This window comes from Sphaerisporangium flaviroseum, assembly GCF_039537005.1.
In the GTDB taxonomy this organism is placed as follows: Bacteria; Actinomycetota; Actinomycetes; order Streptosporangiales; family Streptosporangiaceae; genus Sphaerisporangium; species Sphaerisporangium flaviroseum.
In genome coordinates, this window is sequence record NZ_BAAAZR010000038.1 from 267305 (window position 1) to 289449 (window position 22145).

The following is a 22145-nucleotide window of genomic DNA, read 5'->3' on the forward strand; positions in this document are numbered from 1 at the left end:
ATCAACCATCCGTTCCGCGCGGCGTGCGCAGCAGCAACGCCTTCGGTTCTGTCTCGATGGAAATGGAAGTGGTGGAGCAGTATCCGATCGGATCGCCGTCGCACTCGTGCAGCACCGGCGGATCGATGTCGATCCGGGCCCGCGCGGCGGTGTACCGCTCCGCACGCCGGTCGTAGCGCTTGGACCGGGTCACGACATGGCCGACCACACGCAGCCAGTCCATCGGGGTGCGTGGGGCGAGGATGAGGATGTCCAGGTGCCCGTCGTCGGGCTTGGCGTCGGGGAGCAGGCGCAGGCCGCCCTGGACCTGGCCCACGTTCCCGATGAGCACCATCATCGCCCGCCTGCGCAGCGTCGTGCGCCCGTCGAGGCACAGCGTCACCTGAAAGGGGCGGTCCCTGAGGTGCTTCACCAGGCCGCCGATGTACGCCGGCCATCCGATCTTGCGTTTCACGTCGTCGCTCGTGCTGTGCGCCATGGAGGCGTCCAGGCCGATCCCGGCCATGACGACGAAGGGACGGCCGTCGATGACACCGACGTCGATCGGCCGCGTCTCGCCCTCCACGCCGGCGCGTACGGCGTCCGGCAGCGCCTGGGGCAGCTTGAGGTTGCGGACCAGCAGGTTGCCGGTGCCGATGGGCAGGATGGCCAGGGGCACCCCGGTGCCCATCAGGCCCTCGGCGCACGCGCGAACGGTCCCGTCACCGCCTGAGGCGAAGACCAGGTCCGCCCCCTCGGCCACGGCCTGCTTGGTCATGCCGACGCCGGGGTCCTCGGCCGTCGTCTCGAGCCAAAGCGGCTCGTCCCAGCCGTATATCGCCAGTTCAGCCGTGACTTCGGCACGGTGGCGGTCCAGGTCGGACACTTTGGTCGGATTCACGATCACGGCAGCTTGGGGCACGACATGGCGTGCTACCCGGATTGCGGTGCTTTGAACAGGTGATCTGATGCGGCCCGACCTGAGAATCAGGTGTTGGCCAGCACCTCGGCGACCACACAGCTGATGTTGTCGGGGCCGCCGCCGTCCTTGGCGAGGTCGATCAGACGCTCGGCGGCCTCGCCCAGATCGCCCATCGTGGTCAGCGTCTCGTGCAGCGCCTGCGGGCCCACCACGCCGCTCAGGCCGTCGGAGCAGATCAGGTAACGGTCGCCCGCGCACACGTCGCGCATCGTCAGGTCGGGCTCGACCGAGCCGCTGCCGCCGAGCGCCCGCATCAGCAGGGAGCGCCGTGGATGCGCGGCCGCCTGCTCGGCGGTCATCTGGCCGTCGTCGACCAGCGACTGGACCAGGGTGTGGTCGCGCGTGATCTGGTAGAGGCAGCCGTCGCGCAGCATGTAGGCGCGGGAGTCGCCGATGTGGGCGAGCGCGAACCGCGTGCCGTCCCAGAGCATGGCGGTGAGGGTCGTGCCCATGCCCGTCAGCTTGGGATCACGCCCGGCCATGTCCTTGAGCCGCCGGCCGGCCTCCGTTATCGCGGTCTCCATCGAGCCGAGCAGGTCGTCGCTCGGAGGATCGCTGTCCAGGGACGACATGGTGGCGATGACGGTGGCACTGGCGACCTCGCCGTGACTGTGCCCGCCCATCCCGTCGGCGACGGCCAGAAGCCGGGGGCCGGCGTAGACCGAGTCTTCGTTCTGCTGGCGGCGCAGGCCGACGTCGGTGCGAGCCGCGTAACGCAGCGTGAACGACGCGTTGTTCGACATGAGCTCAGTAAATCATTGGTTGAAACACTTCACAAGCATATAATTTGTGGATTGCAGTGGCATGGTGGACTAATCTGACCCTGGGGAGCCGTAGACCCGAGTGGTGAGCAGGGAGATGCGACGCGAATGGGACACGACGCCACATTGAACGCGGGCGACATCGCCCGGCTCGCCGATGTCGGACGCGCCGCTGTGAGCAACTGGCGGCGGCGCTACGACGACTTTCCCCAGCCCGTCGGCGGCACGGCCGCGAGCCCGCTGTTCTCCCTTCCCGAGGTCGAGGATTGGCTCCGCCGTAATGGCAAATCCTATGAGATGTCGCTCGGCGAACGTGTCTGGCAGCGGCTACGCGCCTCCGGCGACGACCTGCGGCTCGGAGACCTGGTCGGCTGCGCGGGAGCATTCCTGCTGTTCCTGCGGCGTGACCCCGGCGGCTGGCGGGAGGCCGCGCGCAGCTCCGAGCCGGCCAAACGGCTCCACCAGGCCGCCGCCACGGCCACGGCCGACCTGCCCGTGCCGGTCGACTGGAGCCTGATCGACGCCCGGCTCTACCGGCTGCTCGCCGACCTGGCGGCCGAGCAGGGGCCGCTCGGCGCCTTCGAGCTGCTCTGCGAGCGTTACGTCGTGGCCCATTCGCGCCAGCTGTCCGTCACGCGTGCCGACATCGCCGAGTTGGTGGCCCGCCTCGCGAGGCTGGAAGAGAGCCCGGCCGGCGAGAGCCTGACCGTCCTCGACCCGTCCTGCGGCGTCGGCGCCATGCTCCTGCCCTTCACGGGCGCCCGGGTGCTCGGGCAGGAGAGCGGCGACACGGCGGCGCTGCTCACGGCCGTACGGCTGCTGCTGCGCGACGCGCGGGCGGAGGTGGTCGCCGGCGACTCGCTGCGGCTCGACGGGTTCCCCGATCTGCGTGCCGACGTCGTGGTCTGCGACCCGCCGTTCAACGAGCGTGCGTGGGGCTACGAGGAGCTGACCGGCGACCCCCGCTGGGAGTACGGCCTGCCGCCGCGCGGCGAGTCGGAGCTCGCGTGGGTGCAACACTGCCTGGCCCACGTGCGCCCCGGCGGCCTGGTCGCCATCCTCATGCCCGTCGCGGCGGCCGGACGCCGTCCGGGTAAGCGGATCCGGGGCAACCTGCTGCGGGCCGGCGCGCTGCGCGCCGTGGTCACGTTGGCGCCCGGGGGCCCCGACCTGTGGCTGCTGCGCCGCCCGGCCGGTGAACGGCCCTCGTCGCTGGTGCTGCTGATGGACGGCACCGGCGGGCTTCCCGGCGTCGAGGCCGCCTGGCGGGCGTTCACGGCCGACCCCGAGTCGGAGGCCCCCGGCACGGGTCACGCGGTCCGCATCATCGACCTGCTGGACGACGAGGTCGACCTCACCCCCGCACGGCACCGCCCCTACCGGGAAGAGGAGGACCCTGCCCTCGGGTTCGCCGCCGTGCGCGACCGCTTCCACGCCGCGGTGGCGGCACTCCCCCAGTACACGCCCGCGATCGCGGCCCTCGCCGAGACGCGCGACCTGCCCAGCACCACCATCGGTGAGCTGGTCAGGGCCGGTCTGGTCACGATCCACCAGGGGCCGCCGAAGATGCCGGCCGACCTGGGCGAGGTGCCGGTGCTGACCGCCGCCGATCTCGCCGGCGGGGGCGGGCCCTCCGGCCGCACCTCCCACGACCCCGGTCACATCACGCTGGAGGCCGGGGACGTCGTGGCCACGAGCACCACCGAGGGCGCCGCCCGCACCGTCACCGAGGGGGGTGCCGTGCTCGGATCCCAGCTGCACCTCTACCGGGTCGACCACGACCGGATGGACCCCGACTTCCTGGCCGGGTACCTGCGGTACGCCGGCGCGGCGACCCGGGCCTACCCTGGGGCCAGCCGGGTCGACGCGCGCCGGGTGCGGATCCCGAGGCTCTCCCTCCCCGAGCAGCGGGTCTACGGCCGGGCCTTCCGCGAACTGCTCGCGCTCGAAGACCGGCTGCGGGAGACGACCGCCCTGGGGGAGACGCTGATCCGGCTAGGCTTTGACGGACTGATCGGCGGGCATCTGCGGCCCAATGGCTAAGGGTGTATTTTCCCCGATAGATCGTCAGGAGGGGTGAATGGTCATCGGCGACCGGTACGTACTTGACGACCTCCCCCTCGGCCAGGGCGGCATGGGCGCGGTCTACGGTGGCCACGACAAGCATCTCGACCGCAAGGTCGCCGTGAAGTTCCTGCGGTTCCCCGGCGGGCACGACGAGGAGCTCGAGCAGCGCTTCATGCGCGAGGCGCGCATCCTGGCCCGGCTCGAGCACGCCGGGGCGCCCGTCCTCTACGACTTCGGCACCTTCGACCAGCGCCTGTTCCAGGTCATGCAGTTCATCGACGGCGTCACGGTGGCCGATCTGGTGAGCGAGCACGGGCCGCTGCCGGTGCCCTGGGCCGCCGCGATCGCCGCCCAGGCCTGCGCGGTCCTTTCGGCCGCCCACGCCCTGTCCATCTGCCACCGCGACCTCAAGCCGACCAACCTGATGCTCTGCCCCGACGGCAGCGTCAAGGTGCTCGACTTCGGGCTCGCCATGCTGCGCGAGGCGGACGTCGCCCAGTTCACGCGGGTCGGCCAGATCCTGGGCACCCCGGCGTACATGTCGCCGGAGCAGATCCAGCGCGGGCTGGCGGGCCCGCGCAGCGACCTCTACGCCCTCGGGTGCGTCCTGCACGAGATGCTGACCGGGCGCCAGCTCTTCGTCGGGCCGACCGAATACGCCGTGTTCGAGAAACAGGTCAACGAGCGGCCTCCGGAGATCGCGGAGGTGCCGGGGGAGCTGAACCGGCTCATCGCCGACCTGCTGGAGAAGGAGCCCGAGAACCGCCCCGCCGACGCCAACACGCTCTACGAGCGTCTGCAGCCCTTCGCGGTCGACCTCCCCATGCTCCCCGGTTTCCTCACCCCGCCGTCGGTTCCGAGCCCCGGGCGCATGTACGCGCGCATGGTCGGGCGCGTTCTCCCCTGACCACCGCCTCCCCCGCTCATGCCGCCGGCCGGGTCAGCATCCATCCGTGGTGTTCAGGTTGGTGAGCACGGCATCGAAGATGTGGCGAAGCTGCCCCACCTGCTCGGCGGTGAGCCGGTCGAACAGCACGCGCCGCACCTCCTCGACGTGGCCTGGGGCCGCCTCGGCGAGAGCGGCGAAACCCTCACCGGTGAGTGCGGCCACGGTGGTCCGGGCGTCGCCGGGGCGCCTGCTGCGGCACACCCAGCCCTGCGCCTCCAGCTTGGCGACCGCGTGTGAGAGCCGGCTGGCGGAGAAGCGCACGAGCTGCGCCAGCTCCGTCATGGTCATCGAGCGGCCGGGCGCCTCGGAGAGCATCGCGAGGATCATGTAGTACGTGTGCGGCATGCCGGCGTCACGCTGCAACTGCCGATCGAGGGACTCGTGCAGGAGCTGGGAGGCCCAAAGAAAGGTCCGCCAGGTCCTCTGCTCGTCCTCGTCCAGCCACCGCGTCTCGCTCACGCCGCCGAGTCTACCTATTGGTTGAGCGCTCAAATGTCAATCGCACCGCTTCGCACGTCAGCGGGTGCCCTGGGGAGTGCGCCGGAGCGCCCTGCCGGGGAGCGCGCCGGTGGCACGGCCGTCGGCGATGACGGCCACGCCGCCGACGTACACGTACGGAATGCCGGCGGCCTGCCTGCGCGGCTCCTCGAAGGTGGCCGTGTCGGCGACGCTCGCGGGGTCGAAGAGCACCAGGTCGGCGTGGTACCCCGCCCGGATCAGCCCTCGCCCGGCGAGCTTCAGCCGCCTCGCCGCGTTGCCCGTCAGGTGGGCGACGCATTCCTCCAGGGTGAGCACGCCCTGGTCCCGCACGTAGTGGCCCAGGTAGCGGGGGAAGGACCCCCACGCGCGGGGGTGCGGCCTGGCGCCGGTGAGCAGGCCGTCGCTCCCGCCCGTGTGCACGGGGTGCCGCATGATCGCCCGTACGTTCTCCTCGTTGCCCACAAGGTGCAGGATCGTGGTGCCGAGCTCGTCGTCGATCACCTGCCGGCGGAACACCTCGAACGGCGCCCGGCCGGAGGCGGCGGCCAGCCCGGCGATCGTCCGGCCGACCCGGTCGCCGAGGGCGGGCGATCGTGTGCCGGAGATCTGGACGGTGTTCCAGTCGACGGGCACGCCGTGACAGCCGTCGGAGCCGTTCTCCTCCATGACCTGCCTGACGCGCTCGGCCGTGGCGGGATCGCGGAGCCGGGAGAGCGTGTGGTCGGGCCCGCCTTCGGACGCCCAGCTCGGCAGCAGCGAGGCGAGCGTGGTGGAGCCGGGCAGGTAGGGATAGGTGTCCAGGGTGATGTCGCAGCCGTCGGCGATCGCGGTGTCCAGCAGGCGCAGAAGCTCCGCGGCCCTGCCGGAGTTGACGGCGAAGTTCATCGTCGCGTGGGCGAGATGCAGTGGGCAGCCCGACGCGCGAGAGACCTCCACCATCTCCGCGTACGCCTCCAGCGCGCCCGCCCCGTAGGAGCGGTGGTGCGGGGAGTAGTAGCCGCCGAGCCGGGCGACCACCTGGCACAGCTCGACCAGTTCCTCCGTGCCCGCGTACATGCCGGGGGTGTAGGTGAGCCCGCTGGACATGCCCACCGCGCCCTCGGCCATGGCCTCGGCGACGAGCTCCTTCTGCCTGCCGAGCTCGGCCTGCGTCGCGGGCCGCGCGTCCCAGCCCATGGCCAGCATCCGCACCGTGCCCTGCGGCACCAGGTAGCAGGCGTTGACGGCGATGCCGCGATCGAGCCTCGCCAGGTACTCGCCGACCGACCGCCAATCCCAGTCGAACCCGTCGGGGTCCCCGTTCCACCCCGCGATCTGCCTGCGGAGCTGCGGGAGCGTGGTGTCGTCGACGGGCGCGTACGACAGCCCGTCCTGCCCGAGCACCTCGCAGGTGACACCCTGGCTGACCTTGACCAGGTGGCCGGGCTCGGACAGCAGGGCCAGGTCGGAGTGGGCGTGCATGTCGACGAAGCCGGGGGCCAGGACGAGCCCGTCGGCGTCGACCGTGCGGCGCGTGCCGGATCCGCCCTTTCCCGGCGGCAGGATCTCGGCGATCCGGCCGCCGGTCACGGTGACGTCCGCGGCGTACGACGCCGCCCCTGTGCCGTCCACGACCGTGGCACCGCGAAAGACCAGCCCGTCCATCATCCGGTTTCCTTCCCGCAGGCGTTCACGGCCTGGTTCCTGATCAGAAGAACGTCCTGACGAGGTCGACGATCGCGGGGTCGGGCGAGTCGATGTCGTCGATCACGGGGATCAGCGTCCACTTGTCGAAGGCGGTGCACGGGTGGGACAGCCCGAGGCGTACCACGTCCCCGCAGTCCAGGTCGGAGCCGGGATCGACCGCCAGGAAGGTGAGCTGGTCGTTCAGCGCGGTGACGCGCGCGTTGACCAGGGCCGGCCCGGCGCGGCCCCGCACCGCCTGCGGCTCGGGCAGCCCTTCGTCGAACGGCAGGTCGCGCTTGCCCGCGTCGAGCAGCGCGAGCCCCGGCTCGGGCCGCGACACCACCCGGCCCCAGCCGTGCATCGCGGGCCGCAGCGGCACCGGCCCGGCGCCCCGGGAGAACGGGGAGATGGCGCGGTAGAAGCCGTCGTCGTGCACGACGTAGGCGCCCGACCTCAGCACCAGCCGCGCGCCGGCCCCGCCGAGGACCTCCACCACCTGGTCGAAGTACGCGCTGCCGCCCGCGGTGACGATCGGCTCGTCCGCCTCGTACCCCAGCTTGCCGTGCAGGGCGGCCATCCGTTTCAGGAAGTCGTCCACCGCCCTCAGGCTGGGCGTGGAGGCATCATGGCCGAGGGCGCCTTCGTACCCCGCGAGGCCCGCCAGACGCAGCGTGGGGGCGGCGCGCACCGCGTCGGCGATCACGACCGCCTCGGCCTCGTCCCTGACCCCCGTACGGCCGCCGGGCGCGCCCAGCTCGACGCAGACGTCGACCGGGCGTGCCGTGCCCGCCGCGCGCAGGGCGGCGTCCATCACCGAGACGGAGCGGAGGGAGTCGACCCAGCAGACGAACGAGAAGCCGGGGTCCTCGTCGAGCCGCGACCCGATCCACGCGAGCCCGGCCGGATCGAGAAGGCTGCCCGCGAGCATGAGACGGCTCACCCCGAAGGCCACCGCGACGCGCAGTTGCGGGATGTTCGCCAGCGTCAGGCCCCAGGCCCCCGCGGCCAGCTGGCGCTGCCAGAGGGCGGGCGCCATGGTGCTCTTGCCGTGCGGGGCGAGGGAGACACCGGCCCTCGCCGCCCAGGCGGCCATCGTGGCGATGTTGTGGTCGACGGCGCGGCGTTCCAGGGTGAGCAGCGGCGTGCCGAGCTCCGCGAGCGAGGGCCGGCCGGCGAGGTACTCCCCGACGGTCACCGGTGCGGCGGAGGGCCGGAAAGGGGCGGCCTTGAACCGCCAGTCGAGACGCTCCTCGCGCAGGGCGGCGACCGCGGCGGTGTCGATGGCCACCGGACCTCCTCGTTGCCGGAAGCACCGGCTTTGAGCATTTTGCGGTACTTCCTACCCTCGTTACCGGCCGACGCCACCCCCCGGCCGTGGCGAGAGCGGCCCGAAGCCCGACCAGTGCGTGCCGGTGTCCACGATCGCCGGCCCGGCGCTCAGTTGAGCTCCGCGAAGCGCTCCACCTTCTCGATGGTCCCCGACACCACGATGACGTCGCCGTACATCAGCACCGTGTCGGCCGTGGCGTAGGTGAACTCCTCGCCCTGGCTCTTGACGGCCACCACCGTGACGCCGTACTTGCTCCGGAGCCGGCACTCCCCGAGGGGGATGCCCACCAGATCCTTGGGAGGGCGCGTCTTGACCAGGGCGAAGTTCTCGTCCACCTCGATGTAGTCGAGCATCCGGCCGGTGACCAGGTGGGCCACGCGCTCGCCCATGTCGTGCTCGGGCTGCACGACGTGGTGGACGCCGAGCTGCTCCAGGATCCTGGCGTGCTGGCGGCTCACCGCCTTGGCCCAGATGTTGGATATCTCCAGCTCTACAAGGAGGGAGGCGGTCAGGATGCTGGCCTCCAGGTCTCCACCGATGGCCACGACGGCCAGGAAGAAGTCGGGCACGCCGAGCTGCGTCAGCGCCTCCATGTCGGTGGAATCGGCGGTGACGACGTGCGTGAGGCTTCCGGCGAGGCTCTGCACGACCTTGGGCCGGTTGTCGATGGCCAGGACCTCGGTGCCCCGCGCGACGAGCTCCAGCGCGAGCGAGGTGCCGAAACGGCCCAGCCCGATGACCACCACAGGACTGTTTCTGCTGTATTCAGCCAACGATGGGTCGCTCCTCCGGCAACTCGTAGCGAGTGGTTCTTTCGCGCAGCGCCAGCGCGGATCCCAGGGTGAGCGGGCCCACGCGGCCGATGAACATCAGCACCACGATCAGGATGTGCCCGGCGGGCGGCAGGTCGGCGCTGATCCCGGTGGACAGGCCGGTCGTGCCGAACGCCGAGATCGCCTCGAACAGCACCCTGTCCAAAGTATGCGGCGTCAGCACGAGCAGCGCGTACGTCGAGACCGCGATCAGCCCCACGCCCAGCAGCGCGATCGTCATCGCCTGCCGCTGGATGGCCTCGGGGATACGGCGGTTGCCGATGTTCACGTGGTTCTCGCCCCGGAGCTCGGCCCAGAGGACGAAGGCCAGCAACCCGAACGTGGTGACCTTGATCCCGCCTCCGGTGCCGGCGCTGCCGCCTCCGATGAACATCAGGACGTCGGTGACCAGCCAGCTCGACGGATACATCTGCGAGATGTCGATGCTGTTGAAGCCCCCGCTCCGCGGCATGGAGCCTGCGAAGAAGGCGGCCAGCACCTTCGCCGGGTCCGAGAGCGGTCCGAGGGTCTTGGGGTTGGACCATTCGGTCACCATGAACGCCAGCGTGCCGAGCACCAGCAGGATGACGGAGATCCCCAGTGTGAGGCGCGTGAGGATCGACCACCTGCTGGGATGCCGCCACGCGCGCAGCAGCTCGAACCAGACCGGGAAGCCGAAACTGCCGACGATGACCGCGAGGGCGATGGGAAGGGAGATATAGGGATCGGAGGCGAACCTCACCAGGCTGTCGGACCAGAGCGCGAACCCGGCGTTGTTGAACGCGGAGATGGAGTGGAAGGCGCCGTAGTACACGGCCCTCTCGATGGGCTCGCCGTACCCGATGACGAAGCGGCCGGTCAGCACCAGCATGATGATCGCCTCGGAGACCAGGCTGAAGAGCACGACCTTGCGCACGACCGTGCGGACGTCGATCATGCTGAGCGACCTGGTCTCCGCCTGGGCCAGCAGGCTCGCCCGAAGTCCCAGACGGCCGGACACCAGCACGGCGAAGAGCGTGGCGAAGGTCATGATCCCGAGGCCGCCGACCTGGACGAGCCCTATGATCACGAGCTCACCGAAGACCGACCAGTGCGTGCCGGTGTCCACGATCGCCAGCCCGGTCACGGTCACCGCCGAGGTGGCGGTGAACATCGCGTCCAGCGGGCCCGTCCCCCGGCCGGACGCGGTGGCCACCGGCAGCGAGAGCAGGATCGTGCCCACGAGGGCCACCAGGCCGAAGCTTCCCGCGATCACCTGCGCGGGATGCTGGAAGCGGCCGAGCACGGCTGCGGCGAACCGGCGCCCGCCGTTCATCCCCATCACGACATCGCCGGCGCGCACGCACGGCGGGACGCGGGATCGGCGAGCTCAAGGATCATGGATTCCCCCGGCCGGAAGGGGGAGATGGCGACATCTGCCGCCCAGACCTCCCGGCAACGGTGCACACAGTAACAAGCCGGGCGACTTCCACCAACCACAATCAGCATGGCGCGCTCCGGTGGATGATCTGTTTGCCGCATTCCCCAGGGGTATGGCTCCCGTCGTACATGTGACGCGACGACGAGGAGGGCGACGATGACCACCTTCGGCTACTTCCTTTCCAGCGAGGAACACGGCCCCAAAGAGCTGGTCCGGCAGGCCAGGCTCGCCGAGCGCGCGGGGTTCGAGAGCCTGTGGATCTCCGACCACTACCATCCGTGGCTGGACGAGCAGGGGCAGAGCCCGTTCGTCTGGTCGGTGATCGGAGCGATCGCCGAGGCCACCTCGCTGCCCATCACCACGGCCGTGACCTGCCCGCTGGTCCGTATCCACCCCGCGGTCATCGCGCAGGCGGCCGCGACGAGTGCGATCATGACCGAGGGCCGGTTCCGGCTGGGCGTCGGCACCGGTGAGGCCCTCAACGAGCACATCATCGACACGCGGTGGCCCCCCGCGGCCGAGCGGCTGGAGATGCTGGAAGAGGCGATCGGCCTGATGCGCAGGCTGTGGACCGGCGAGCTGGTCACCCACCGGGGCACCCACTACAAGGTCGACACGGCCCGTCTCTACAGCCTTCCTGACCGGCCGCCGCCGGTCTACATCTCCGGCTTCGGGGACAAGTCGGTCGAGCTGGCCGGTCGCATCGGTGACGGCTACATCTGCACCGGCCCGGCCGCCGAACTGGTGGAGAAGTTCCACGCCGCCGGCGGCCAGGGCAAGCCCGTCCAGGGAGGCCTCAAGGTCTGCCACGCGGAGGACGCCGCCCAGGCGCGCAAGACCGTCCACCGCCTGTGGCCGACGCAGGGCATCAAGGGAGAGGCCGCCCAGTTGCTGCCGCTCCCCCGCCACTTCGAGCAGCTCGCCGAGATGGTCTCCGAGGAGGACGCCACCGCGTCCACCCCGTGCGGCCCGGACCCGGAGGTCCACATCAAGGCGATCAAGGAGTACATCGACGCCGGCTTCGACGAGCTCTACATCAGCCAGATCGGCCACGACCAGGAGGCGTTCTTCGACTTCTACGCCAAGGAAGTGCTCCCTCAGGTCCGTTAGCCCACCTGGGAAGGTGCCGCGCCCGGCCGGCGCGGCACCTTTCGTCGATGAAGGCCTCCACCGACCTGGCCGGCAGGGGAACGCGCAAGGTGTTCTTCCTGACCATCCTGGCCGTGACCTCGGCGATCTTCCTGTACCTGTTCGTCTGGCTCGTGGTGGCCTCGCTCAAGCCACGCGACCGGACCTTCGCCGACCCCTTCCTGCCCTGGCCCCGGCCGTTCGCGCCGGGCAACTACATCGCCTTCGTCTTCGAGCTCAAGGCGAGCTGGTTCGACCTGATGAAGCCGCTGATCTACCTCCAGGACCCGGGGCTGTACACGCTGCCACGCGGGCTGAAGGCCGTCGTCGACCAGTTCTACCAGGGCGGCGACCCGAAGTGGGAGCTCGTCCTCGCGGCCAGCGTGATCACCACGCTGCCGCTGATGGTGATCTTCTTCATCGGGCAGCGCTACTTCGTCCAGGGCATCGCCACCACAGGCAGGAGAGGATAGCGGCGGCCGCGTCAGCCATCGAGCTTGAGCGCGCCGGTCATAACGGCGACGACATCGGCCATCGAGTGGTCCCCCGGCCGGACCACCGCGATGCGCCTGCCGAGGCGCTGGATGTGGATGCGGTCGGCGATCTCGAACACCTGCGGCATGTTGTGGCTGATCAGGACGACGGGCAGGCCCCGGTCCCTGACCCGCCGGATCAGTTCGAGCACCTGGTTGGACTCCTTGACGCCGAGGGCGGCGGTCGGCTCGTCCATGATCACGACATGCTTGGCCCAGGCCGCCGCTCGCGCCACGGCGACGCCTTGGCGCTGCCCGCCGGACAGGTTCTCCACCGGCTGGGCGAGGGAGCGGAGCCCGATCTGCAACTCGCTCATGTAGCGGGACGCCTCGGACCGCATGTGCGGCTTGTCGAGCATGCGCAGGACCGTGCCGAGCGGGCCCCGGCGCCGCACCTCCCTGCCCATGAACATGTTGGTGGCGATGTCCAGCGCGGGAGCCAGGGCGAGGTCCTGGTAGACGGTCTCGATGCCGTTCCTGCGGGCGTCGAGCGGGTTGTGGAAGCGCACCGGCCTGCCGTCTAGGAACATCTCCCCCTCGTCGGGCTGCACCGCGCCGGTCAGCGCCTTGATCAGGCTCGACTTCCCTGCGCCGTTGTCGCCGATGACCGCGAGCACCTCGCCGGGCATCAGGTCGAAGTCGGAACCGTCGAGTGCGGTGACGTGGCCGTATCTCTTCACTAGCCCCCGGGCGGACAGGACTGCGGTCGCGGTCATCGGGTCCTCCTGCGGGAGATCTGGTCGACGGACACCGCGAGAATGACCAGGATGCCGGTGATGAGGATCTGGTAGATCGACGGGACGCCCATCAACTGGAGCCCGTTGCGTATCACTCCGACGATCAGAGCGCCGAGCAGCGTGCCGATGACCAGGCCCCGGCCGCCGAACAGGCTCGTGCCGCCCAGCACGACGGCGGTGATGCTGTCGAGGTTGTCGGTCTGCCCGGCCTTCGGGTCGCCGACGCCCGTACGGGCGACCAGGAGCAGCGCGGCGACGCCGTACACGACGCCCGCCACCGTGTAGACGGTGACGAGCACGCGCCGGGTCGGTATGCCCGTCAGGCGCGCCGCCTCCGCGTTGTTGCCCACGGCGTAGACCCGCCTGCCCCACGCCGTCTGGCCGAGCACGTACGCGAAGACCAGGAACAGCAGGATCGTGAGCAGGGAACCGTAGGTCACCTCGGTCTCGCCGATGCTGAAGGTGTTGCCCAGCGCGGTCATCTCGGTGGGCAAACCGGTGACCGTCTCCTCCTGCGAATAGATGTGCGTGAGGGCGAAGGCGATGTTGAGCATGCCCAGGGTGACGATGAAGGGCGGCAGGGAGATCCTGGTGATCAGCAGCCCGTTGCCGAGCCCGAAGGCCGCGCAGACGCCGATGCCGATCACGATGGCGAGCAGCGGGGGCAGGTGCCCGTCGACGACCAGTTTGGTCATCACGATCGACCCGAACGCCATGATCGCGCCGTTGGACAGGTCGATGCCGGCGGTGAGGATGACCAGCGTCTGGCCGATGGCGAGCGTGCCCACCACCATGACCTGCTGGATCACCAGCGAGAGATTGCCGCCGCTGAGGAAGGTGTCGGTGCGCAGGGAGAAGAAGACGCAGGCGATGAGGAGCGCCACCAGCGGCCCGAGCGTCGAGGCGCTGAGCATCCGGTGCCAGGGCCGGGCCGCGGAGACGGCGGGGGCCGCACTTTCGGGGGGCGCGGTTGAGGATGTCATGCTGACGTGACTCCGCTCGAAGAATGGAACAAGGATCGGATTCGGGGATCAGCCCCAGCAGTTGGCCAGGCCGAAGCCGGTGTCCTTGACCTCGACGCCGCTCACGGGCTGGTCGCTGATGAGCGTGACGCCGGTGTCGGTGTAGCCGGAGGCCTTGGTCCCGGTCTTGGCGTATTGGATGACCGCGCCGACGCCCTGGGACGCCATCTTCAGCGGGTACTGCTGCGAGGTCGCGGCGATCTGGCCGCTCTTCACCGCCTTGGTACCGGTGCAGCCGCCGTCCACCGAGACGATGAGCACCTCCTTCTCCCGGCCCTTGGCCTTGAGGGCGTTGAAGGCTCCGAGGGCGGCCGGCTCGTTGATGGTGTAGACGACGTTGATGTCGGGCGCCTTCTGCAGGCAGTTCTCCATCGCGGCCTGGCCCTTCGCCTGGTCGCCGCTGGTGTCCTGGGAGCAGACGATCGACGGATCGCCCTGGGTGATGCCGAAGCCCTTCAGGAAGCCGTCATGACGCAGGATGCCGACCGAGATACCGGGCGCCAGGTCGAGCGTGGCGATCTTGGCGGGCTTGCCGGCCATCTTCGCCTTGGCGTACTGGCCGATCAGCTCGCCGGCCTTGAGGTTGTCGGTGGCGAACAGGGCGTCGGTGGCGGTCTGCGGCTCGGTCGGGGTGTCCAGCGCGATGACCAGCACGCCCTTGGCGCGCGCCTTCTCCAGCGCGGGGACGATCGCCTTGGAGTCGTTGGGGGTGATCAGCAGGCCCTTGACCCCCGCGGCGACCATGTTCTCGATCGCGGTGACCTGGCCTTCGTTGTCGCCGTCGAACTTGCCTGCGGCGGTCATGAGCGTGACGCCGTTGGCCTTGGCCTCCTTCTCGGCGCCCTCCTTCATCTTCACGAAGAACGGGTTGGTGTCGGTCTTGGTGATGAGGCCGACCTTCACCGCGCCTCCGGCGGCCCCGGATGCGGAGCCGGCCCCCGAGGAGCCAGAATTCCCGCAGGCGGTGAGCGTGAGAGCACCGGCGAAGCCCACGGCCAGCAGGGCCGAGGCCGTGGATCGGAGGTAGGTCGGAGCCATAGGGCCCTCCAGAGGGATATCTCCGGCTAAGACGCCGGAGGGGGGTTACGGCCAGGTTTCACTTGGCGTTATCTTGCGATGGCGCAAGCGTTTGCGCAAGCGCTTGCGCTAACGCTTGCTATTACAATCCGATAGCGAGGAAAGATGATCACAATGGCCGACGTCGCTCGGCATGCCGGGGTATCGGTCTCGACCGTGTCACACGTGATCAACGAGACACGGGCGGTCAAGGAGGAGACGCGGCGACGTGTCCTCGATGCGATCAAGGACACGGGTTACACCCACAACACCATCGCGAGGTCGCTGGTCAGCGGGAGCACCAAGACGGTTGGGCTGGCCATCTCCGCCATCACCAACTTCTACTTCGCCGACATCGTCTCGGCCATCGAGGTCGCGGTGAGCCGCGCCGGCTACACCCTGCTGCTCGCCGACACCCACGACGACCCGGACAACGAGCTGCGGGTGGTCGCGGCGCTGCACCAACGACGGGTCGACGGCGTGCTGCTCGCGCCCGCCACCGGGCCCCGCGGCCGGGCCCTGCGCTATCTGCACGAGGTGGGCGTGCCTACCGTCCTGGTCGACCGCTGCGCGTCCGCCCGCTTCGACCAGATCGGCACGGAGAACGTCGAGGCCACCACCGAGCTGGTCGGCCACCTCGCCTGGCACGGGCACCAGAGGATAGGCATGATCTCCGGCCACTCCGGGCTGCGGACCACCATCGAACGGGTGGAGGGTTACCACCAGGGCATCGAACGCCTCGGCCTCCCCCTCGACGAGAAGCTCGTGATCAGCGGCAACTCCAACGCCGACGAGGCGGAGGAGGCGGTGCGCGCCCTGTTCGACCGGGCCGACCCGCCCACCGCGCTCGTCGTCGCCAACAACCACATGACCATCGGCGTGATGCGCGCGCTCGGCCGGCTCGGGATCCGGGTCCCGGACGACCTCGCGCTGGCGGCGTTCGACGACTTCGAGTGGGCCGCGATCTTCCGTCCCCGGCTCACCACCGTCGCCCAGCAGATCACCGAGATCGGCGCGGGAGCGGTGGGAATGCTGCTGGAACGCATCGCCGAGCCCGATCGCAAGCCCCGGACCGTACGGCTGCGGCCCCGGTTCATGCGCCGCGAGTCCTGCGGCTGCACCACTGACACCCATGTCCCTGAGGTCCTAGGAGAAGATCAAGCGCCATGAACCAGCACATCACGGTGATCGGGGAAGCCGTCGCGGACGCATTCGTGATCCCCGGGGAGGGCATGCTGGATCTCCAGGTCCGTCCGGGAGGCGGCCCGGTGAACACGGCCGTGGCACTCGGCCGCCTCGGCACCCCCACCCGGTTTCTCGGCCGCCTGTCGGACGACACCCTCGGGCGGCTCATCCGCGACCATCTGGCCGGCTCGGGAGTCGACCTCGGCGGCGTCGTCACCGCGGAGCGGCGCACCACCCTGGCGATCACGGCGGTGAACGAGGCGGGGCAGGCGTCGTACGACTTCTACACCGAGGGCACCGCCGACTGGTTCTGGACCGCCGGCGAGCTGGCCGAGCGGGCGCCGTCCGACGCCCTCTGCGTGCACGCCGGCTCCCTCGCGCTGATCCTCCCGCCCGGCGGACCACATATCGAACGCCTGCTGGAGACCATGCGCGACCGGGCGACGATCTCCATTGATCCGAACGTGCGCGCCGCCCTGGTGCCCCTCGCCGCCTACCGGGAGGCACTCCCCCGGTGGGCACGCATCGCCGACATCCTGCGGCTCAGCGACGAGGACCTGGCCCACCTCGAACTCTCGGCTGACGAGGCGTGCGACGCCTGGCACGAGCACGGGGTGCGCCTGGTCGTCGTCACCCGCGGGACCAAGGACGTGTACGCCTCGCTCGACGGCCGGCGCATCACCGTCCCGGCCGTCGAGGTCGAGGCCGTCGACACCGTGGGAGCGGGCGACACGTTCACCGCCGGGCTGTTGCACGTGCTGTGGCGCCGGGGGCGGCTGGGCGGGCGCCTGGACGGCCTGACCGGCGCGGATGTCGAGGAGGCCATCGCCTTCGCCGTGCGGGCCGCCGCCGAGACGTGCAAGGTCCCCGGCGCCGACCCCCCGTGGGCCCATCAGCTCATCTGATGGATGCCGGTCACGGGGGCGCCGGCGCCGGCTCGCGGACGACCTGGAGGGGGTCAGGCCGTGACCGGAGAGGCGGTCGTGCTGTCCTTCTTGAGGCCGAGCTCCTCCGTGGGGACCTTGTAGGTCTCGCGGGCGGTGGCCACCGCGATCACGTTGATGCCGCACAGTATGGCGGTGAAGATCGCGACGCCGACCCATCCCTGGAGGCCGAGCCAGCCCTCGGGGGAGGCGATTCCGGCGGCGGAGGCGACGGCGAAGCCCGCGATCGCGAAGCCGATCTGGGTGCCGATCGCCATGCCGGAGAGACGCACCTTGGTGGTGAACATCTCGCCGTAGAACGACGGCCAGATGCCGTTGGCCGCGCTGTAGACCACGCCGAAGGTCAGGATGCCGGTCGCGAAGATCAACGGGTAGCTGTGGGAGTTGATCGCGGCCAGGTAGCAGAAGATCATGATCGGGCTGCCGATGGAGCCGATGAGGAAGACCGGCTTGCGTCCGATCCGATCCGACAGGTTCGCCCACAGGGGGATCGCGACCAGACCCGCGATGTTGGCGCAGATGCTGACCCACAGCATCGTCGCCTTGTCGAGCCCGACGTCGTCACTGGTGGCGTAGTTCAGCGCCCAGACGGTGAAGATCGTGCTGACCGTCGCGATGAGGGCCGCGCAGATCACCCGCAGCACGCTGGCCCAGTGGTCGCGGAACAGGATGGCCAGCGGCATCTTGGGCACGGTTCCCGCCGCGACCTCCTGCTCGAACGCGGGGGTCTCGTCGAGGTTGCGCCGGATGATGTAACCGGCCACGGCCACGGCCACGCTGAGCCAGAACGGGACGCGCCAGCCCCAGGTCAGCAGCTGCTCCTCGGGAAGGGCGGCGACCGGGATGAAGACGAAGGTGGCGAGGATCTGGCCGAACTGGGTGCCGTTGAGGGTGAAGCTCGTGTAGTAGCCCCGGCGGTTCGGCGGGGCGTGCTCCAGGGTCATGGAGTTGGCGCTGGCCTGCTCGCCGGCCGCCGACAGGCCCTGGAGCACCCGCATCAGGACCAGCAGCACGGGAGCCAGGCCGCCGATCTGGTCGCGCGTGGGCAGACAGCCGATGAGGAAGGTCGACACGCCCATCAGGACCAGCGTGAAGACCATGATCTTCTTACGGCCGAACCTGTCTCCGACGTGCCCGAGGATGATGGCGCCGACGGGGCGAGCGGCGTACGCGACGCCGAAGGTGGCCAGCGACTGCAGCGTCGCGGTCGCGGGGTCGGACGCGTCGAAGAAGACCTTGGAGAAGATCAGAGCCGCGGCACTGCCGTAGATGAAGAAGTCGTAGTACTCCAGCGCGCTCCCGATCCAGGCGGCGAGCGCCGCCTTCCGGGGCTTGCCCTGCGGAGCTGGCGGGCCCGCCGAGGGGGCGAGTGGATGATCGGTCACGAGATGCTCCTCTGAGGCTCCGACGCGTGGTCCTGGGGGGCGATCGGCGTTCCTGGCGGCGGCCTGGTCCGGCTTCGCGCGCGTCGCTCGAGGATGTGGGTGCGGCGTCGTCCTGCGGGAGACGCGTTGGACCACGGCTTGAGCGAGCCCGCCTTACCAGACCGTTGTTGCCCTTTAGTTACGAACTAGATAGTTAATTGCCTGCCGGTTACGTAATGCTGCGGTGACGGGGGTCACATGTCAAGAGGCGCCCCCGAACCGGCCCCGGCGGTTGGGTGCGCCGGATGAGCCGGACCTGGCGGCCGGGTCGCGCACGGACCGAATCGGAAGTGACGGCCGGGTCGCGCACGGAAGTGACGGCCGGGTCTCGCACGGAAGTGACGGCCGGGTCTCGCACGGACCGATCGGAAATGGCGGCCGGGTCGCGCTCGGAAATGGCGGCCGGGTCTCGCACGGACCGATCGGAAATGGCGGCCGGGTGTCGCACGGACGGAATCGGACTTGGCGGCCGGGCCCGGCGGGATGCCCTGGATGCGGTCGTGCTGGATGAATCGGACGTGGCGCCCTTCACAGGACGGCTCTGGAGGGTTATAAAAGTAACGTACTAGTTCGTACATTGACCGCGTCAGCAGCGGATCCGGCGCGTCCGTACGCGGCACCGCGGTGATGCCCCCTGCCCACGTACTGGAAGAGAGGCACGCATGACCTCCTACCTCGTCGGGCTCATCGGATCCGGCGTGGGACCCTCCCTCAGCCCCGCCCTGCACGAACGTGAGGCGGACCACCACGGCCTGCGCCTGCTCTACCGCGTCATCGACATCGCCCGGCTCGGCCTGGGCGCGGAGGCGGCGGGCGGCCTGGTCCGGGCGGCACAGCGGCTCGGTTTCACCGGGCTCAACATCACCCACCCGTGCAAGCAGACGGTCATCGAGCACCTGGACGAGCTCTCGCCGGACGCCGAGATGCTCGGAGCCGTGAACACCGTGGTCTTCGACGGGGACCGCGCGATCGGGCACAACACCGACTGGACGGGCTTCGCCCAGTCGTTCGCCCGGGGCCTGCCGGACGCGCCGACACACCGCGTCGTCCAGCTCGGAGCGGGCGGCGCCGGAGCCGCGGTCGCCCACGCGCTGCTGACCCTCGGCGCCGACCGCGTCACGCTCGTCGACGCCGAACCGGCACGGGCCGTGGCGCTGGCCGCCGAGCTGGTACGCCGGTTCGGTGCCGGACGCGCCGGCGCCGCGACCCCCGATGAGCTGCCGGACCTGCTCCCCCAGGCGGACGGCCTGGTCCACGCGACCCCGACGGGAATGGCCGCGCATCCCGGGCTGCCACTGCCCGCCGCGCTGCTCCGGCCCGAGCTGTGGGTCGCCGACGTGGTGTACCGGCCGCTGGAGACCGAACTGCTCCGGGAGGCCCGCGCCCTGGGCTGCCGGACGCTGGACGGCGGCGGGATGGTGGTCTTCCAGGCCGCCCACGCCTTCCACCTCTTCACCGGCCGGGAACCCGACCCCCAGCGGATGCTCTCCCACCTCACCGACCTCATCACGGCCTGAACCACCCGAGACCAGACCCGATCACACCTGACCACCACCAGAAACCTGAATCCGATCACCACCCGACCACCATCCGACCACCACCAGAAACCTGAATCCGATCACCACCCGACCATCATCCGACCACCACCAGAAACCTGAATCCGATCACCGCCTGACCACCGCCTGGAACCGGCCTCGTCACCGCTGGCCCCCCTTACCACCGCCTGGAACCCACCCGCCGACCCCCTTACCACCGCCTGAAAGGGAGGCCCAGGATGCGCAAGTCCATCGCGACGGTGTCGCTCAGCGGCTCGCTGACCGAGAAGCTGGCCGCCGTCGCCGCCGCCGGGTTCGACGGTGTCGAGATCTTCGAGAACGACCTGCTCTCCACTCCCCTGCGCCCGGAGCAGGTGCGCGAACGCGCCGCGGACCTCGGGCTGAGCATCGATCTCTACCAGCCGTTCCGCGACTTCGAGGCGGTCTCCGCCGGTCTGCTGGCACGCAACCTGCGCCGGGCCGAGCACAAGTTCCAGGTGATGCAACGGCTCGGCGCCACCCAGATGCTCGTCTGCTCCAGCGTCTCGCCGGACGCCGCCGACGACGACGCCCTGGCCGCCGAACAGCTCCACATGCTCGCCGAACGGGCGGCCGGCCATGGCATCCGCATCGCCTACGAGGCGCTGGCCTGGGGCCGGCATGTCAACGAGTACCTGCACGCCTGGCGCATCGTCCGCATGGCCGACCACCCACAGCTCGGGACCTGCCTGGACAGCTTCCACGTCCTGTCACGAGGATCCGATCCAGGAGGCATCGAGGCCATCCCCGCCGAGAAGATCTTCTACCTCCAGCTCGCCGACGCCCCGCTCCTTGCGATGGACGTGCTGCAGTGGAGCCGCCACTACCGCTGCTTCCCCGGCCAAGGCGACTTCGACCTGGCCGGATTCATGACCCACGTGCTCAGGGCCGGGTACTCCGGACCCCTGTCGCTGGAGGTGTTCAACGACGTCTTCCGGCAGGCCTCGGGTAGCCGTACCGCCGTCGACGCCATGCGGTCCCTGATCGCTCTGGAGGAGTCCGTCGCGGCACGCCTGCCGGAGGCCACCCGGCTCGGCGTGCCGCCCCAGCCGGTGGTCCCCACCGGATTCGCCTTCGCCGAACTGGCCACTTCCGGTGACGCGCGGCTGGGCGAGCTGCTCGGACAGCTCGGATTCACCCGTACGGGGGTGCACACCGGCAAGCCCGTCGAGCTCTGGGAGCAGGGCCGGGCCAGGATCCTGCTGAACACCGAGGGCGACGACCCCACCCTCTCCGCGATCGGGCTGGAGACCCCCGACCCGGCCGGTTCGGTCAAGCGCGCCGAGTCACTCCTCTCGCCGGTGCTGCCCCGTGACCGCGGGCCACGCGACGCCCCGCTGGACGCGGTCGCCGCCCCCGACGGCACCCAGCTCTTCTTCTGCCGTACGGCACAGCCCGACCACCCGAGCTGGCGGGACGACTTCGATCCCGCCGAGCCGGCCCCTGGCGAGATCACCCACATCGACCACGTGGCACTCACCCAGCCGTGGCACCACTTCGACGAGGCCTCGCTGTTCTACCGCAGCGTCCTCGGCCTGCGGCCGCGCGAGAGCCTGGAACTCGCCGATCCCTACGGCCTGCTCCGCAGCCGGGCGGTGTCGGACCCCACCGGTGCGGTGCGCATCGCCCTCAACGTCGCCTATGTCAGCTCGCATCCCAGCCATCCGGACATCCCCCGGCAGCACGTGGCCCTGGCCAGCCGGGACATCATCGCCACGGCCCGCCGGCTCCGGGACGCGGGTCCGGTCGTGCTGGCCATTCCGGACAACTACTACGACGACCTCGAGGCCAGGCACGACCTGGGGCCCGAGCGTCACCGTACGCTCCGCGAGCTCGGGCTGCTCTACGACCGGGACGAGCACGGCGAGTTCCTGCACCTCTACACGGTCACCATCGGGCGGATCTTCTTCGAGGTCGTCCAGCGCATCGGCGGATACCGGGGGTACGGGGCGCAGAACGCCCCCATCCGCCTGGCCGCCCAGCACGCCCGCCCTCCGGCGGAGCCCGGCGTACCGGTCCGATGAGGAAATCCGCTGCGGGGGAAGCCGCTCTCGCACGAATAGGATGAATCCTGATCCGGATCGCCATCCTCGTGGA

Annotated in this window: 19 protein-coding genes; 8 read left to right on the forward strand and 11 right to left on the reverse strand. The window is 70.1% G+C overall.

Features of this window, described 5'->3' with window-relative positions; genetic code table 11:
• Window position 1: 1 nt before the first annotated feature.
• Together ABD810_RS33235 and ABD810_RS33240 are read right to left on the reverse strand one after the other, a co-directional pair.
• The gene (locus ABD810_RS33235) at window positions 2-880 is read right to left on the reverse strand and encodes a diacylglycerol/lipid kinase family protein (protein ID WP_344949970.1); all 879 of its coding nucleotides are present in this window, start codon (window positions 878-880) and stop codon (window positions 2-4) included.
• Window positions 881-966: 86 nt separating this feature from the next.
• Window positions 967-1704 (reverse strand): PP2C family protein-serine/threonine phosphatase, encoded by a 738-nt coding sequence (locus ABD810_RS33240; protein WP_344949973.1) that lies wholly within the window; start codon window positions 1702-1704, stop codon window positions 967-969.
• A gap of 126 nt (window positions 1705-1830) precedes the next feature.
• On the opposite strand from ABD810_RS33240, the gene ABD810_RS33245 reads away from it, so the two are divergent.
• Both ABD810_RS33245 and ABD810_RS33250 read left to right on the forward strand, forming a co-directional pair.
• Window positions 1831-3765: an N-6 DNA methylase gene (locus ABD810_RS33245; RefSeq protein ID WP_344949976.1), complete on the forward strand. Its 1935-nt coding sequence runs from the start codon at window positions 1831-1833 to the stop codon at window positions 3763-3765.
• 37 nt (window positions 3766-3802) lie between these two features.
• The gene (locus ABD810_RS33250) at window positions 3803-4696 is read left to right on the forward strand and encodes a serine/threonine-protein kinase (protein WP_344949979.1); all 894 of its coding nucleotides are present in this window, start codon (window positions 3803-3805) and stop codon (window positions 4694-4696) included.
• Between the two features lie 33 nt (window positions 4697-4729).
• Here ABD810_RS33250 and ABD810_RS33255 read toward each other — a convergent pair whose 3' ends face one another.
• The 5 genes from ABD810_RS33255 to ABD810_RS33275 form a co-directional block, all read right to left on the reverse strand.
• A complete protein-coding gene (locus tag ABD810_RS33255; protein ID WP_344949982.1) occupies window positions 4730-5197 on the reverse strand; it encodes a MarR family winged helix-turn-helix transcriptional regulator in 468 nt (155 codons plus the stop codon).
• Window positions 5198-5254: 57 nt separating this feature from the next.
• Window positions 5255-6865, reverse strand: a complete 1611-nt coding sequence (locus ABD810_RS33260) for an N-acyl-D-amino-acid deacylase family protein (protein WP_425566997.1) — start codon at window positions 6863-6865, stop codon at window positions 5255-5257.
• 40 nt (window positions 6866-6905) lie between these two features.
• Complete coding sequence (locus tag ABD810_RS33265) at window positions 6906-8171, reverse strand: alanine racemase (RefSeq protein WP_344949985.1); 1266 nt, start codon at window positions 8169-8171, stop codon at window positions 6906-6908.
• Window positions 8172-8320: 149 nt separating this feature from the next.
• Window positions 8321-8986: a potassium channel family protein gene (locus ABD810_RS33270; RefSeq protein WP_344949989.1), complete on the reverse strand. Its 666-nt coding sequence runs from the start codon at window positions 8984-8986 to the stop codon at window positions 8321-8323.
• On the reverse strand, window positions 8979-10346 hold the full coding sequence (locus ABD810_RS33275; protein WP_425566998.1) for a TrkH family potassium uptake protein: 1368 nt from the start codon (window positions 10344-10346) through the stop codon (window positions 8979-8981). The genes ABD810_RS33270 and ABD810_RS33275 overlap by 8 nt, the downstream gene beginning before the upstream one ends.
• 255 nt (window positions 10347-10601) lie before the next feature.
• Between ABD810_RS33275 and ABD810_RS33280 the strand changes: the two genes are divergently transcribed.
• Window positions 10602-11555: an LLM class F420-dependent oxidoreductase gene (locus ABD810_RS33280; RefSeq protein ID WP_344949992.1), complete on the forward strand. Its 954-nt coding sequence runs from the start codon at window positions 10602-10604 to the stop codon at window positions 11553-11555.
• 47 nt (window positions 11556-11602) lie between these two features.
• Entirely contained in the window at window positions 11603-12046 is a 444-nt protein-coding gene (locus ABD810_RS33285; RefSeq protein ID WP_344949995.1) for an ABC transporter permease family protein, read from the forward strand.
• An 11-nt stretch (window positions 12047-12057) separates the two neighbouring features.
• Here ABD810_RS33285 and ABD810_RS33290 read toward each other — a convergent pair whose 3' ends face one another.
• The 3 genes from ABD810_RS33290 to ABD810_RS33300 are packed head-to-tail and all read right to left on the reverse strand — an operon-like array spanning window position 12058 to window position 14903.
• Entirely contained in the window at window positions 12058-12822 is a 765-nt protein-coding gene (locus tag ABD810_RS33290) for an ATP-binding cassette domain-containing protein (protein WP_344949998.1), read from the reverse strand.
• A complete protein-coding gene (locus tag ABD810_RS33295; protein WP_344950001.1) occupies window positions 12819-13826 on the reverse strand; it encodes an ABC transporter permease in 1008 nt (335 codons plus the stop codon). The genes ABD810_RS33290 and ABD810_RS33295 overlap by 4 nt, the downstream gene beginning before the upstream one ends.
• 48 nt (window positions 13827-13874) lie before the next feature.
• Window positions 13875-14903 (reverse strand): sugar ABC transporter substrate-binding protein, encoded by a 1029-nt coding sequence (locus ABD810_RS33300; protein ID WP_344950004.1) that lies wholly within the window; start codon window positions 14901-14903, stop codon window positions 13875-13877.
• A gap of 153 nt (window positions 14904-15056) precedes the next feature.
• On the opposite strand from ABD810_RS33300, the gene ABD810_RS33305 reads away from it, so the two are divergent.
• Both ABD810_RS33305 and ABD810_RS33310 read left to right on the forward strand, forming a co-directional pair.
• Window positions 15057-16091, forward strand: coding sequence for a LacI family DNA-binding transcriptional regulator (locus tag ABD810_RS33305; RefSeq protein ID WP_344950007.1), 1035 nt, complete (start codon window positions 15057-15059; stop codon window positions 16089-16091).
• Complete coding sequence (locus ABD810_RS33310) at window positions 16088-17011, forward strand: carbohydrate kinase family protein (protein WP_344950010.1); 924 nt, start codon at window positions 16088-16090, stop codon at window positions 17009-17011. Before ABD810_RS33305 ends, ABD810_RS33310 begins: the two co-directional genes overlap by 4 nt.
• 53 nt (window positions 17012-17064) lie before the next feature.
• Here the strand turns inward: ABD810_RS33310 and ABD810_RS33315 are convergent, their stop codons facing one another.
• Complete coding sequence (locus ABD810_RS33315) at window positions 17065-18435, reverse strand: MFS transporter (RefSeq protein WP_344950013.1); 1371 nt, start codon at window positions 18433-18435, stop codon at window positions 17065-17067.
• A gap of 701 nt (window positions 18436-19136) precedes the next feature.
• Between ABD810_RS33315 and ABD810_RS33320 the strand changes: the two genes are divergently transcribed.
• A complete protein-coding gene (locus ABD810_RS33320; RefSeq protein WP_344950016.1) occupies window positions 19137-19991 on the forward strand; it encodes a shikimate dehydrogenase in 855 nt (284 codons plus the stop codon).
• A 257-nt stretch (window positions 19992-20248) separates the two neighbouring features.
• Complete coding sequence (locus ABD810_RS33325) at window positions 20249-22072, forward strand: bifunctional sugar phosphate isomerase/epimerase/4-hydroxyphenylpyruvate dioxygenase family protein (protein WP_344950018.1); 1824 nt, start codon at window positions 20249-20251, stop codon at window positions 22070-22072.
• The last annotated feature ends 73 nt before the right edge of the window (window positions 22073-22145 follow it).